We start from the raw sequence: 14,942 nt of genomic DNA on the forward strand, positions 1-14,942 counted from the left end.
TGGTGTAGAAAATTGCACTCCTTCGCAGAGTCACTTGGCGGTAGAAGCATGCCACGCTGCGATTCGGGAAATCGTTTCCGCAGGGCGCGGAGCCACTGAATAGACCTGCAACTCAAGGTAGTCGGGCGAATGTATGTCCAGCGACGGGAGGTTGTCCTCGCGCAGACGGACCACGCTGTATCCGGCGGCCAGCAGGTCGAGGCTCTTGCGCCGATCCACCTCCATCTTCGCCTTTGGGCTGTGCCAGTACGCGCCGTCATACTCCACGGCGATGGTTCTTTCCCCGTCCTGGATAAGGATGTCCACCGACCACCGCCTGCGGGTCTTGAAGGCGTTGCTACGAACGTATGGTCCGGACTTCACGTCGGCGAACGCCTTCTTAGCGGCATCGAGGTGCTGCAGTTCGACTCGTGACTTGCCGGCCTGTCGGCACTCTGGGCACTCGGACCCGTTGGAACGCGACGTCAGGGTGGCCTGCCATTGGTGGGCCCGGTCTATGGAGCAGATCCAACGCGGCGTGAATGCTGTGGTCCCGTGAGGCCGGACATGCCACGGCGTCGTCGGGTTGGCAGGGTCCCACTCGGCGGCAAGGCCCGGGTCGGACCAGGCGAGGGAGTCCAGGATCGTCATGCAGCGCGGGCAGCGCAGGCGCTCACGCTTGTTGCGGGCATGGACAGGCGTCGACCACTCATGGCCGCAACAGCCAGCGATCCAGTGAACCATCCGCTTCGAGTCGGGCCCGACGGTCTCGGGCGTCCACTTGCCGTTCAGGGTCGGATGCCACTGGCTGGCAATCTCTGGGAGCTCCTCGGCAAGAGTAAACGGAAGTGGGGCAGAAGCCGGACGCCTGCGGCAGAAGCCGCACCCGCCCTCCAGGTAAGCGCTCGGCGTGACCCTCGGGCGGTGGCCGTTCGCGCAGGTGAACTTCCGCGGCTGATGGCTGGCCACCATGACTAGCCGTGGATCGGCGGCATCACTCCACGCGGCAGCAAGCTCTGGCACATCGGCCACCGGAGTCACCTTCAGCCGCGCCCACTTCTCTTTCCAGTTGGCGCTGCGTCGCTTGTCGCATTCAGGGCATTCAGGGGTCCGCGACATCCACCACATTGCATGGGCGAACTGGTGGCCGCAGGATGGGCACTTCCACCAGCACTGCGCGCGGGCTTGCGTCGTGAGGGTCGCCAGGACGTTCGGCTCGTTGAGCTCGTGGTCCCACCACGCGATAGCCGGGCTGCCCGAGTCGACAAAGAGGTTCTTTTCGCCCCGCGCATTAACTGTCCGCGACGTTCTGGGTGCCGCATTCGTCCTGCAGGAGCAGCTCAGGTCACCGATCCGGTGGGCGCCCTGGACGCCGCACCGCTGGCAGCGGGTGATGACGGGCCATCCGCCGTCGGGCAAATCGACCAAAGCCTCTACCGGCTCGTATTCGCGGCTTTCGAGGCGCTCCGCCACCTGCTCCTTGCTGACGGGGGTAAGGACCCGGCCGTACTTCAAGGTTCCCTCCACGGTCCACCGGATCCAGAAGCAGCGTCGGCAGGGAGGCTCATCACGTGTCCTCAGGTCCAGCAGGTAGCTGAGTTTGTAGTCGCACTCCGCCTGGCAGTCTTGGCAGCGGGTACGCCAACGCTTGTCCTTACCCGGGAACTCCGTCACTGCGTCCATCTTCAGCTCGTTCAAGATCACGGTCAGGCAGTCACCGCACCACGCCGGTTTGGTCCTCGTCGTGAAGGCGGCGGTGTTCGTGCAATTGTCAGTGATGCACTGCTGTGCGGCTTTCAATGGGTCCCCTGTCCACCCGATTCTGATTGCCGCACGGTTGTTGTTGCTGAGACCGGAGGGCGACGTGCAAACCACAGGATAATGCGCAGGGCGCCCGGGAGAAGAAAGCGGGCTCCGGGCCGCACCGCGGGACCGATCACGCCCCTGGGACTGGTTCAGTGTTGCGGGACCCCCGCAACACTGAACCGCAGCTAGTACCGCCCACTATCAAGTTCTTTGCCCGTCCACGGGCCAATGAACTTTCCGCATCATATTTGTTGTGAAGCCTCTACTGCCGCAGCGACCTTCCGCCGCTTCGCATTCGCGACGATGCCGAAGACGACGCACCCGATGAACAGTACGGGCCCGATTACCGGGATGAGGGCAAGGAGACTGCCCAGCAGGACACCGAGAACGATCATGGCTATCCCGGCGGCGCGATGCAGCGCCGGTGAGTGCTTCAACTGCTCCCGAGTTACGACGACTGGCCCATTTGCCTGATGGATAACGTTTCGTGCGGTGAACTGCGCTGCGGAAATGGGCACCGATTGATGCAAAGGAGCAGGCTGCCTAACCCTGTCCCACTCAGTGAAGGCCGGCGGGGCGGTGTAGGAAGGCGCCTCGGGAATCATCATTGGCACCTGCGGCATGGAGCGTAGCCAAGCATCATCGAGGTCCGTCGCTCGGGCGCCCTGGATCACAAGCTCGGCAGCCAGACCTGATCCCTTGATGCGGGCCCAAATCCCAAGATGCTTGCCCATGTCTGCCGCGTGGCGAACCGTGGGCAGGTAATGCCCGGAGGTGGCTGCTGTGAGTTGGCCTACCCGCTCACCATCGAGGCGTACTTCGATGAGTTCGCGTTCCGCACCATTCTTCAGAGTGTGGATCAGCCTATGGAGCGTCAGGACAACCAAACCCTCCCCGTCTGTCGAGACATAGTTGAACAGGTAATCAAAGTGCTTGTCCTCGCCAGTGACCTGCAAGGCACCACCCCACGGTAGGACCGCGATGTCAGTGAGCGGTGACCTATTGAGGGGAAGGATCTGATGCGGCTCCGGAAGGAACACCGAGACCCTTGAATGAAACCCGATACGAGTCTCGTCCGACCACGATCGTGACGTAGTTGCCCACACTCGGGCCGAAGTGACAGCCGTGTGACCGCTGGCAGCTATGCGATGGAAGATGCTCGCGTACTTCGCCGCAACTGACCTCTCGAGGTAGCCGACGACGTGACCCTTGATACGCACGGATACGGCATTCGCATCATGTGGGTTGTCCGGCTCCGGAATCAACTCCGCGTCGTGCTGCTCTTCCAGCTCCTCATCGAGCCGAGGTCGACGACCGAGGACTTGTACAAGCTGCTTCTCGCGGAACTGCTCGCCCGCGACCTCCGTGTTTTGCCAAGAAGCTTGACCAGGCAGGTAGTAATAACTCATCCCCATACTTTCCACGAACAAAACCTTTCGAGACCGACTGCACGAGTTTAGGTCGAGAAACCACAAATGTGCCTAGTCAACGGTTGCAGTCCTTGCGGCGCGGCTCACCGAGGCGATGTGCGGATCCACCAGGCTCGGGCAGTGACCAGCGCGGGCTGTGCAAGTCGAACTCTCTGAAAGCGGAGATCCTTGCTGACTACCTACCAGCATTGCCTCGAAAAACTACAGGTTTCTGAGACACGCGGGCGGCATCCTCTGAATCTGACGACCTTTGTGGAACCCCGGAGCGCCCCCTGTCTTGGGAAGTTGCCTCACCGCAGATTGTCTCAGCTGTCGTCTCACTAGGACTTTCAGAGGCACACTGATCGAATGAGGCATCTCTGATCCGGCCGTATAAGCACCTCGACTCAAGATGCAAAGCTGCAACTCAACTCACTCGTCACTGCTGATCTAAATCTGCTGGCTCAGCTACGCGCTTGGGGGCCGTTCCGAGAACGAAGCGTACCTGGGCTTGCTTGAGCATGGTGAAGGGGTCCATCTAAGGCACGCCCATGGCGGGTGAGTTCCGGTTAGCTCCGGTGACTGCCGGGTGGTTCCGTGGGGAGCGCGGTCGCGGTGTCAGAGAGGACGCGGGGCGTATGCTTCGGCGAGCCGGTCCATCAGCGCGTCCATGTGTGCGTCCACTGTCCGGCGTGTCGGGTCCGAGTCATGCCACGCGATCATTTCGCGCGCGCCCTGACTGAAGGGGATGCTGGCGGCGAATCCGGGGACGAGTGAGCGAATTTTCGTGTTGTCGAAGATCATTGTGTGGGATTTATCGCCCAGGAGGCCCGCGCCCCACTCAGCGTCGGCTTCGGCGATCGATTCTGAGGTGACATGGACCAGGACGGGGTCCGGCACGCCGGCAGCGGCGGCGACCAGGGCATAGATCTGGTTCCATGAAGGTGCCTCCTGGCCGGTGATGTGCACAGCTTCCCCGATCGCGGAGGTATTTCCCAGCAAGCCTGTGAATCCTCTTGCGAAATCACGGCTGTGGGTGATCGTCCATAACGAGGTTCCGTCTCCGTGCACGATGACGGGTCGTCCGGCGCGCATGCGTTCGACAACTGTCCATCCTCCGTCGAACGGGATCAACGTCTCGTCGTAGGTGTGAGAGGGACGAACGATCGTGACGGGAAATCCCTCTTCACGGTAGGCCGCAGTGAGGAGGTCCTCGCACGCGATCTTGTTACGCGAGTACTCCCAGAAGGGATTCTTCAACGGGGTGGATTCCAGTACGGGTACGTGCGTGGGCGGTGTCTGATACGCCGATGCTGAACTGATGAAGACGTATTGTCCGGTTCGTCCGGCGAATATCTCGATGTCCTGCTTCACCTGCTCGGGCGTGAAGTTGACCCAGCTGACGACGCAATCGAAGTTGTGACCACCTATGGCATCGAGGACAGCCTGCTTGTCCCGCGAATCCGCGATGAAGGTGGTGACACCCTCGGGTACCTGACGCAGACCGTTGATGCCACGGTTGAGTAGATAGACGTCCATGCCTGCGTCGACTGCCTGTCTCGTGCAGTGGGCGCTGATGATTCCACTGCCGCCGATGAAGAGTACTTTCAAGCCCTGCATGGTTTCTCCTGGTGGTTCCTGTGATCCCGCCTGCTGTAAGTCCGCCAACGATACGCCGCCGGCCGCTCAGGGCGGCGTCGCGGCGTTCGGTAGTGGAGTCGTTGACGCATTCGCGTTCAATCTCGCCTTCCATCTGAGCCAGCGACGTAGCCCTGACACCCCCAATTGACTTGCCCATGCCGTTCCGATCACTCGATCACCCCGAAAGCCGTCTCGCAACCGACCTATCAGTCATGAATCAGTACACCTACTCGACCCGTCAGTCCGCGGCCGGCGCGGCCGTACTTTCACGCACGACGAGACGCGTTGCGAGGTCCATGCGGGGAATGGCCTCGAGGGTGCTCTTGCTCATCCGGATCACGAGCCGCGCCGCTTCCTCGGCCATCGCCGTGAGCGGCTGATGCACGGTTGTGAGCGCAGGACTCGACCACTGAGCGAGCTGCAGATCGTCGTAACCGACGATGGACAGATCAACGGGCACTCGGAGCCCAAGGGTTCTGGCAGCCTCGATGACGCCGAGCGCCTGGAGGTCGCTTCCCGCGAAGATCGCCGTGGGGCGGTCGGGCAGCGTCAGGAGTTCGAGAGCGATGCTGCAGCCACCGTCGACCCGGAAGTTACCGAATCGCACGAAGCGTTCGTCGATCTCAATGCCGGCCGTGTTCATGGCAGACCGGTATCCGTCGAGGCGGGCGAACGAGCACATCATGTCGTCACGCCCGGTGATCGCGGCGATCCGTGTGTGTCCCAGTTCGATGAGATGGCGAGTGGCGACGAGGCCGCCGGACCAGTTCGCCGACCCGATCGCGGGCACATCCGGGGCCGGATCTCCGGCAGGGTCGATGATCACGAACGGAATGGCGCGGGACTGGAGGGTCGCCTTCGCTTCGGCCGCGAGATCGGCGAACACGAGCACCACCCCGACCGGGCGCCGGCGGAGAACCCCGGTGATCCAGGCCGGGGATGGGGAGTGGCGGTCACCGGATTCAGTGAGTACGACGCTCAGATCGTTGGTGCGAGCGACATTTTCGACTCCACGGATGATCTCCATGGCCCAGGCCGTCTCGAGTTCAGGAAAAACGAGCTCGATCAAGGTGTCCCTGCTGGGTAGGCCTGCACGTCGTTGGTATCCGTGCTTGCCGAGGAGCTCTTCGACTCTTGCCCGCGTCTGCGCGGACACGTCTGCCCGTCCGTTGAGGACCTTGGACACGGTGGAGAGCGAGACGCCCGCCTCATCGGCCAATTCGTTGAGTTTGACCTTGCGATCTGAGTCGATCATGAGGATCCAATCTTCCTATGTTGCGGCAAACACTTGCGTCTCACCGGGTCATCACTGTTACGCTCACCACACACTAGGTGTCTTCGACGAAAATGTCGAAACTTTCGAGAGGTGTTCAAAGATGAACAAGCAAAGCATGAGGAAGCTGCTGACTGTTGGGGCGGTGTCAGCAATCGCCCTCGGCGGTCTGTCAGCGTGTGGCTCCGAGGGTGGAGCAGCAGAAGCAGGTGGCGACGTCACCATGACCTTCTGGCACAACTCGACGACCGGCGCTGGCAAGGCACACTGGGAGAAGACGGTCGCAGCGTTCGAGGAGGCGAACCCCGGCGTTACGATCGAGATCCAGTCCATCCAGAACGAGGAAATGGACGGGAAGCTCCAGACGGCGCTGAACTCCGGCGATGCACCCGACATCTTCATGGCGCGCGGCGGCGGCAAGCTTGCGGATGTCGTTGCGGCCGGACAGGCCATGGACATCACGGATTCCATCGACGACGCCACCAAGGCCGCTGTGCCCGAAAGCGTGTTGAGCGCGTTCGCGGTCGAGGACAAGATCTACGGAATGCCGACCGCTTTGCTGCCCGGTGGCATCTACTACAGCCAGGACCTCTTCGCCGAAGCGGGCGTCGAAGGAACACCGACGACCATCGACGAGCTCGGGTCCGCCGTTGACGGTCTCAAGGGTGCAGGAATCGATCCCATCGCCGTCGGCGCGAAGGATGCCTGGCCTGCAGCGCACTGGTACTACTTCTTCGCGGTTCGAGCCTGCTCGCAGGACGCTATCGACACGGCCGCCGAAACGATGGAATTCGAGGACCCGTGCTGGCTGGAGGCGGGCGAGAACCTCCAGGAATTCGTCGACACGGAGCCGTTCAACAACGGATTCCTGACCACCTCGGCGCAGCAGGGTGCCGGTAGCTCGGCTGGACTCATCGCGAACAAGAAGGCTGCCATGGAGCTCATGGGGGCATGGAACCCCGGTGTCATCGCTTCGCTGACTCCTGACGAGAAGCCTCTGCCGGACCTGGGCTGGTTCCCGTTCCCTGAGGTCGACGGCGGCGAGGGCGAGCCTGGCGCCATGATGGGCGGCGTCGACGGTTTCACCTGCTCCGCCCAGGCCCCGAAAGAAGAGTGCACCGCGTTCCTGAACTTCTTCATGCAGCAGGAGCACCAGGAAGGCTACGCGGAAGCGTTCCAGACGATTCCCGCGAACCAGGACGCCCAGGCAGCTGTCACGGACCCGGCGCTCCAGTCGATCCTCGAGGCGTACAACGACGCACCGTACGTGACGGTGTGGCTCGACACCCTGTTCGGGCAGAACGTCGGAAACGCGCTGAACAAGGGTGCCGTCGACATGTTCGCCGGTCAGGGCACAGCCGAAGACATCGTCTCCGGTATGAACGACGCAGCGGCCAAGGGATAGCAGCAGATCATGATTGAACCTGCAGGGGGTGCTCCGTCGATGACGGACCAGCAGCCGCCGCGGGGCACGGTTATGGCAGGGGATGGCGCTCACGCGGCGTCCCCTGCCGTGCCGCGGCCCAGACGGCGTGCAACGGACTGGCGCAAGCGCCTCGAGATCACGCTTCTGGCCGGGCCGGCGATCGTCGTCTTCGTCAGCTTCGTGATCTTCCCGGTCGTCCTCGCCGGCTACTACGGTTTCTTCCGCTGGAAGGGCTTTGGGCCGGCTACCGACTTCGTCGGTTTCGAAAACTACCTGATCATCTTTCAGGACAGCGCGTTCCACGACGTGCTGCTCCACAACGGGTTCATCCTGGTGCTCTCCCTGGTCCTCCAGGGACCCATTGCGATCGTCCTCGCGCTCCTGCTCAACCAGAAGATCCGTGGGCGCTCGCTCATCCGCGTGCTCATCTTCGTCCCTTACATCATCTCCGAGGTCATCGTCGGGATCGGTTGGGGTCTCATGCTGCAGACCTCCGGTTCGGTCAACGGGCTGCTCGACAGCATCGGGTTGGGCGCTCTTCAGAAGGACTGGCTCTCCGATCCAGCTATCGCTATCTGGTCCCTGATGGTGATCATCTCGTGGAAGTACATCGGCTTTGCCGTCATCCTCTTCCTCGCCGGGTTGCAGAGCATCCCGGACGAATTGTTCGAGGCGGCCGCGATCGACGGCGCCAGCTACTGGCAGATCCAGCGCACCATCACGCTGCCGCTCCTCGGGCCGACCGTGCGGATCTGGGCGTTTCTGTCGATCATCGGCTCGCTGCAGTTGTTCGACCTGGTCTTCATCATCTGGGGTCAGTACGTCGCCTCGACTGCTGGAACCTCGACCATGGCCACCTACATGGTCGCCAACGGGCGCACGTCGGGTAATTTCGGCTACGGCAGTGCTGTCGCCGTCGTCATGTTCCTGATCTCCCTCGTCATCGCATTGATCTACCAGCGGTTCGTCCTTTCACGCGACACCGCCGGTGCCCTTACCGAAGGAAAGAAGTGATGGCTGTTCTCGAAGCTCCCACGCGCCTGGGCAAGAAGCGTTCACCGAGCGACCGTCAGGAGTGGGGCAGCCCGGCGACCTACTTCATTGCCTTCGTCTTCATCGCACTCTGTCTCGGACCCGTCATCTACATCATCCTCGGTGGGTTCCGTGACAACTCGCAGATCACCAATTCGCCCGCGGGATTCCCGAACCCATGGAATTTCGACAACTACGCTGAGGTGCTCGCCAGTTCGACCTTCTGGCGGCAGGTCGCTAACTCGGCCATTGCCGGGCTCGCTACGACCATCGGTGTGGTGGTGCTCGGCCTGATGGCGAGCTTCATCCTCGCTCGATACAGGTTCGCCGGTCGCGGAGCGATGTATTCACTGTTCGCCGCCGGGCTCATGTTCCCGATGACTGTGGCGATCACGCCGCTGTACATCCTCGTCAGGGAGCTGGGTCTGATGAACAGTCTGGCCGGCGTGATTCTCCCGCAGATCGCCTTCGGCTTGCCGGTGACGATCATCATCCTGGTGCCGTTCCTCAAGGCCATCCCCGATGAGATCGAAGAGGCGGCGTCGATCGACGGCACCAGCCGGCTGGGCTTCTTCTTCCGGATGGTCGTTCCTTTGTCGCTGCCAGGCGTGGTGACAACGGGCATCCTTGCTTTTGTGGCGAGCTGGAACAGCTATCTTCTGCCGCTGTTCATCCTCGGTGACCAGGCGACGTACACCCTGCCGCTCGGCGTTCAGGCTTTCGCGTCGCAGTACTCGGTGGACACTGCCAAGGTGCTCGCTTTCACTTCCCTGTCCATGATTCCGGCACTGATATTCTTCACGCTGTTCGAGCGCCGTATCGTCGGCGGACTCACCGGCGCCGTCAAAGGTTAGGACTCCCTTGAGCACCACGACATCCACGACGACCACGCCGGCGTGGCACGACGTCACCGCATCCGCTTCCGACCGCGTCGAAGCACTTCTTCCCGAGCTCACGCTCGAGGAGAAGATCGCCCAGCTGTTCGGCGTCTGGGTCGGCGCATCCAATGAGGGCGGGGACGTCGCACCGCATCAGAACGACATGGACGACGTCATCGACCTCGATGTGCTCCTGCCGAACGGGCTCGGCCAGTTGACTCGGCCGTTCGGCTCGGCTCCGGTCGACCCGGCGCTCGGGGCGCTGTCCCTCCTCCGCAGCCAGCGCCGAATTGCAGCATCCAACCGGTTCGGCATCCCGGCTGTTGCGCATGAAGAGTGCCTCGCCGGTTTCGCCACCTGGGGGGCGACCGCCTATCCGGTGCCCCTCGCCTGGGGGGCCTCGTTCAACCCAGGGCTGATTGAGCGCATGTCACACCGCATCGGGTCCGACATGCGCTCGGTCGGCATCCACCAAGGGCTTGCCCCGGTGCTCGACGTGGTGCGGGATGCCCGCTGGGGTCGGGTCGAGGAGACCATCGGTGAGGACCCGTATCTCATCGGCACCATCGGAACGGCGTACGTCCGTGGCCTCGAGTCCACAGGAATAGTCGCAACTCTCAAGCACTTCATCGGATACTCAGCGTCGAAAGCCGGCCGCAACCTCGCGCCGGTCTCGGTCGGTCCGCGTGAACTCGCTGACGTGCTGCTCGTCCCGTTCGAAATGGTCATGCGGGACGGCAAGCCGCGTTCGGTCATGCACTCCTATACCGACATCGACGGCGTGCCATCGGCGGCTGACGAGTCGCTGCTCACCGGAGTCCTGCGTGACACCTGGGGTTTCGACGGCACCGTCGTGGCCGACTACTTCGGGATCGCTTTCCTGAAACTGCTCCACGGCGTCGCGGGTTCATGGGGCGAGGCTGCAGCTCTCGCGCTCACTGCGGGCGTCGACGTCGAACTGCCGACGGTGAAGACCTTCGGTGCGCCGCTGGCGGAAGCGGTGCGGTCGGGCTACCTGCCCGAGGTGGTCATAGATCGTGCCCTCCGGCGTGTGCTGCGCCAGAAGGTCGAACTCGGACTGCTCGATCCTGACTGGGATGCCACGCCCGAAGCGTTGCGGAACGTCGACGTGGACAACGCGGGAGGCGTCCGCGGCACCATCGACCTGGACAACGCCGGCAATCGGGCGGTTGCCCGGGAGATCGCCGAACAATCGATCGTGCTCGTAAGCAACGACGGGATCCTTCCGCTCGCCACCCCGCGGCGGATCGCTGTCGTAGGACCGACGACCGACGACCCCTTCGCTGTTCTGGGCTGCTACTCGTTCCCTGCGCATGTCGGCGTGCAGCATCCTGAGACACCTCTCGGCATCACACTGCCGACCCTTCTGGACAGCCTCCGCATCGAGTTTCCCGAAGCCGACATCGACTACGTGCTGGGCACGACGATCGACGGAGGAGAAACCGCCGGGATCTCCGCAGCGGTGGATGCTGCAACGCGGGCGGACGTCGTCATCGTCGCCCTCGGCGACCGGGCCGGGCTTTTCGGCCGCGGCACGAGCGGTGAAGGCTGCGACGTCGAGTCGCTCCGTCTGCCCGGTGCCCAACAGAACCTTCTCGACGCCGTCCTGGCAACATCGACTCCTACCGTCGTCACCCTGCTCGCTGGACGACCGTATGCGCTGGGATCCGCTGTCACGGGCGCTGGCGCGATCGTGCAGGCGTTCTTCGCAGGAGAAGAAGGAACCGGGGCACTCGCCGGCATCCTGTCCGGCCGGGTCAATCCGAGCGGACGCCTGCCTGTCAGCATCCCGGCATCAGAGGGAACGCAGCCGTCCACCTACCTGGCCGCTCCGCTGGCGCGCTCCAACGGGGTATCGAGCATCGACCCGACCGCGGCCTTCGCGTTCGGGCACGGGATCGGTTACACGACCTTTGACTGGAGCGCCGGTCAGCACGGGCCGGATGCGATCGGAGTCGACGGCACGGCGACCCTCGGCCTCCGTCTCCGCAACACCGGGGACCGTTCCGGGACGGAAATCGTCCAGATCTACGTCCATGATCCAGTCGCGTCAGTGGTGCGCCCGGTGCAGCGTCTGGTCGGTTTTCAGCGCGTCGACCTGAAGCCGGGCGAATCCGTCGAGCTTTCGATACAGGTCCCCGCAGATGTCACCGGCTTCACCGGTCGGAAGGGCGCGCGGGTCGTCGAACCGGGAGAGATCGTCCTCGGTCTCGGAGCGTCGAGCACCGACATACGGATCACGCACTCGGTGCAGCTCTCCGGTGAAGCCCGCGTCGTGGGCTTCGATCGGGCCTTCCACCCGAGTTTCCAAGAGATCGCACGGAGCGCCTCATGAGTGTCGATCACCGCCGGGTGACCGCGGAGGTCACAGTGCTGGACGCTGTCGGCAACCCTGTGCGCAACGCGGATGTCACCGTCGAACAGCAGCGTCATGACTTCGCCTTCGGCAACATCGGTTTCGACTTCATCCCGCTCGCCAACGGGGAGACCGAGCAGGATGTCCCGGCGGAGCCCGTTTTCGGTGGGGCCGGGCTCGCCGGCCTGCCGGAGCTCGGGACAAGGTGGCTCGAGCTGTTCAACACCGCGACCCTTCCGTTCTACTGGCGAGGGTTCGAGCCGACCCGCGGCAGGCCCGACACCCGAAGACTTCTCCGGACTGCCTCGTGGTTCGCTGAGCAGGGTGTGGCGGTGAAGGGGCATCCGCTCACCTGGCACACGCTCGCGCCCGAGTGGCTCACGGGTCTGTCGGTGGCCGAGATCGAGCGGCTGCAACGCGAGAGGATCCGGCGTGAGGTGACCGACTTCTCCGGGGTCATCGACACATGGGACGCCATCAACGAAGTCGTCATCATGCCCGTGTTCACCGCAGAGGAAAACGGTATCACTCGGCTTGCGCAGAGCCTTGGCCGCGTACCCATGATTCAGCTCGCGTTCGAGGAGGCTCGCGCCTCGAACCCTGCGGCGACGCTCGTCCTGAACGACTTCGACCTGTCGAGCGACTACGAGGATCTGATCGAGCGCGTGCTCGAAGCGGGGATCGCCGTGGACGCGATCGGCCTGCAGACGCACATGCATCAGGGGTATTGGGGAGAAGAGACCATGCTCGCGATGGTCGACCGATTCGCCCGCTTCGGGCTGCCCCTCCATCTGACCGAGACGACTCTGCTGTCGGGAGACCTCATGCCGCCCGAGATCGTCGACCTGAACGACTATCAGATCCCATCGTGGCCGTCGACGCCCGAGGGGGAGACCAGGCAGGCGGATGACATCGTCCGCCACTATCGCTCACTCGTGGGCCACCCGGCCGTGCAGGCCATCACGTACTGGGGGTTCACCGACGACGGAGCGTGGCTCGGTGCGCCGGGCGGGCTCGTTCGCGCCGACGGCACACCGAAACCCTCGTATCACGCACTGCGGTCGCTGATCAAGGGCGAATGGTGGCTGCCGCGAACGTCGATGCGCACGGATCAGGACGCACGCATCTCGATCACGGGCTTCCTCGGTGACTACGTGATCAAGCGCGACGGGCAGAGTGCGTCGGTCTCGCTCTCGCAGGGGCGTGAAACGGACACCGTCCAATTCCGCTGACGCCGACGTGATCGCGCCAACCGGACGATACCCGCTCGACAAGTGGTCAGAAGGTCCCGGGTCGGCCGTCGTCGCGGTCCCTGGAACAGGTGGGTTCAGTCGTTGCACCACCACTTGTCGGGGTGAGGTGTTGTGCGTGGTGTCGCTGAGGAGCGGATCGATCAGGAGGCGCGGTTCTGGGTGGTGTCCCAGGGATCGACGCTGACCAGCTCCCCGCTTCAGACCAGGATCAGGGGCCGGGGCCGGGGCCGGGAGCCTTGCCGTCACCGCGCTCCAAGGCTCCGAGGAGGTTTCCTCATACGTGACTATGGACAGGATGATGTTGTGACCGATGCCCGTATTCTGATTGAGCGTTCAGCGGTCGTTGCGCCCCTGAATCGCAGGATCTTCGGTTCGTTCGTCGAGCACCTCGGCCGGTGTGTGTACGGCGGAATTCACGAGCCGGACCATCCCACCGCCAACGAGGACGGGTTCCGGCTCGACGTGGTCGAGCTGGTCAAGGAGCTCGGCTCGACGACGATCCGCTACCCTGGCGGCAACTTCGTCTCCGGCTACCGGTGGGAAGACGGTGTGGGTCCACGCGATCAACGCCCGGTACGCCGTGACCTCGCGTGGCATGCTTTGGAGTCGAACCAGGTGGGCATCGACGAGTTTGCGCGCTGGTGCAAACTCACCGGATCCGAGTTGATGATGGCCGTGAACCTCGGGACCCGCGGGATCGACAGTGCCCTCGACCTTCTGGAGTACGCCAACCACCCATCAGGAACGGCACTGAGCGATCAACGGGTCGCCAACGGCGCTGTGGAGCCCTACGACATCCGCATGTGGTGTCTCGGAAACGAGATGGATGGACCCTGGCAGACCGGATACATGAGCGCCGACGCCTATGGCCAAATCGCTGCCCGCACCGCACAGGCCATGAAAGCGGCGGACAAGAACCTGGAACTCGTGGCCTGCGGATCCTCCGGCTCATCGATGCCCACCTTTGGCGACTGGGAGCGCATCGTGCTCGAACACGCCTACGAGCACGTGGACTACATCTCCTGCCACGCGTACTACCAAGAGCGCGGTGGCGACCTCGACTCCTACCTCGCCTCGTCATTGAACATGGAGTACTTCATCCAAGCCGTTGTCGCCGCTGCCGATCACGTCAAACACAAGTTGCGCAGCGACAAGACCATCAACCTGTCCTTCGACGAGTGGAACATCTGGTACCTCGACGAGCACCAAGCCTCCGGCGAGGTCAACGACCAGTGGACGTACGCGCCCCGCCAACTCGAGGACGTCTATTCCGTCGCCGACGCCGTCGTGCTCGGCAACCTCCTGATCACCCTGCTCAAGAACCACGACAGAGTCGCGTCCGCGTCCCTGGCGCAACTGGTCAACGTCATCGCGCCGATCATGACCGAACCAGGTGGTGCTGCATGGCGTCAGACCACCTTCTTCCCGTTCTCGGTCACAGCACGCCTAGCCCGCGGCGACATCCTTCGCCCAACCATCGAGGTGGACACCTACGAGACCTCCGTCTACGGCCGTGCGCCCCTCGTCGACGCCGTGGCAACAAGGGATGTGGAGACCGGCTCGTCGGCGGTGTTCCTCGTGAACCGCAGCCAGACCGCATCGATCGACGTCTCGATCGACGTCACAGACCTTGGTGCCACCACGATCACCGAGGCGCTCACCCTGCACGATGACGACGTCCACGCGAAGAATACGTTCGAGGACCAGAACCGGGTCAGCCTCAAACCACTCGACGGCGTCTCGGTCGAGGAAGGGATACTCACAGTGACGCTGCCACCCGTGTCATGGTCAGCCCTCAGCCTCACCTAGCCCCGATATCCGGCTGCGGCGACGGACGCCAGGGTAGCCCAAGGGCAGATAGTCCCTTC

At 63.2% G+C, this 14,942-nt stretch carries 10 protein-coding genes; 6 read left to right on the forward strand and 4 right to left on the reverse strand.

Annotated elements, in window-relative coordinates; genetic code table 11:
- Positions 1-30 precede the first annotated feature (30 nt).
- From ACX80K_RS13415 to ACX80K_RS13430, 4 genes are all read right to left on the reverse strand, one after another.
- The gene (locus ACX80K_RS13415; protein ID WP_459272388.1) at positions 31-1,779 is read right to left on the reverse strand and encodes a zinc-ribbon domain-containing protein; all 1,749 of its coding nucleotides are present in this window, start codon (positions 1,777-1,779) and stop codon (positions 31-33) included.
- 248 nt (positions 1,780-2,027) lie between these two features.
- A complete protein-coding gene (locus tag ACX80K_RS13420; protein WP_459272389.1) occupies positions 2,028-3,194 on the reverse strand; it encodes an HIRAN domain-containing protein in 1,167 nt (388 codons plus the stop codon).
- A gap of 618 nt (positions 3,195-3,812) precedes the next feature.
- Positions 3,813-4,814: an NAD-dependent epimerase/dehydratase family protein gene (locus ACX80K_RS13425; protein WP_459272390.1), complete on the reverse strand. Its 1,002-nt coding sequence runs from the start codon at positions 4,812-4,814 to the stop codon at positions 3,813-3,815.
- A gap of 259 nt (positions 4,815-5,073) precedes the next feature.
- Positions 5,074-6,090 (reverse strand): LacI family DNA-binding transcriptional regulator, encoded by a 1,017-nt coding sequence (locus ACX80K_RS13430; RefSeq protein WP_459272391.1) that lies wholly within the window; start codon positions 6,088-6,090, stop codon positions 5,074-5,076.
- A 136-nt stretch (positions 6,091-6,226) separates the two neighbouring features.
- Here ACX80K_RS13430 and ACX80K_RS13435 point away from each other — a divergent pair, with 136 nt between their 5' ends.
- The 6 genes from ACX80K_RS13435 to arfA all read left to right on the forward strand — a co-directional run bounded on the left by ACX80K_RS13435 (position 6,227) and on the right by arfA (position 14,883).
- On the forward strand, positions 6,227-7,513 hold the full coding sequence (locus ACX80K_RS13435) for an ABC transporter substrate-binding protein (RefSeq protein WP_459272392.1): 1,287 nt from the start codon (positions 6,227-6,229) through the stop codon (positions 7,511-7,513).
- 72 nt (positions 7,514-7,585) lie between these two features.
- Positions 7,586-8,548, forward strand: coding sequence for a carbohydrate ABC transporter permease (locus ACX80K_RS13440; RefSeq protein WP_459272496.1), 963 nt, complete (start codon positions 7,586-7,588; stop codon positions 8,546-8,548).
- A complete protein-coding gene (locus tag ACX80K_RS13445) occupies positions 8,548-9,420 on the forward strand; it encodes a carbohydrate ABC transporter permease (RefSeq protein ID WP_459272393.1) in 873 nt (290 codons plus the stop codon). Before ACX80K_RS13440 ends, ACX80K_RS13445 begins: the two co-directional genes overlap by 1 nt.
- A 7-nt stretch (positions 9,421-9,427) precedes the next feature.
- Positions 9,428-11,800, forward strand: a complete 2,373-nt coding sequence (locus ACX80K_RS13450) for a beta-xylosidase/alpha-l-arabinosidase (RefSeq protein ID WP_459272394.1) — start codon at positions 9,428-9,430, stop codon at positions 11,798-11,800.
- Positions 11,797-13,053, forward strand: a complete 1,257-nt coding sequence (locus ACX80K_RS13455; RefSeq protein ID WP_459272395.1) for an endo-1,4-beta-xylanase — start codon at positions 11,797-11,799, stop codon at positions 13,051-13,053. Before ACX80K_RS13450 ends, ACX80K_RS13455 begins: the two co-directional genes overlap by 4 nt.
- Before the next feature lie 324 nt (positions 13,054-13,377).
- On the forward strand, positions 13,378-14,883 hold the full coding sequence (gene arfA / locus ACX80K_RS13460; RefSeq protein ID WP_459272396.1) for an arabinosylfuranosidase ArfA: 1,506 nt from the start codon (positions 13,378-13,380) through the stop codon (positions 14,881-14,883).
- Positions 14,884-14,942: the final 59 nt, after the last annotated feature.

Source organism: Arthrobacter sorbitolis (assembly GCF_054510995.1).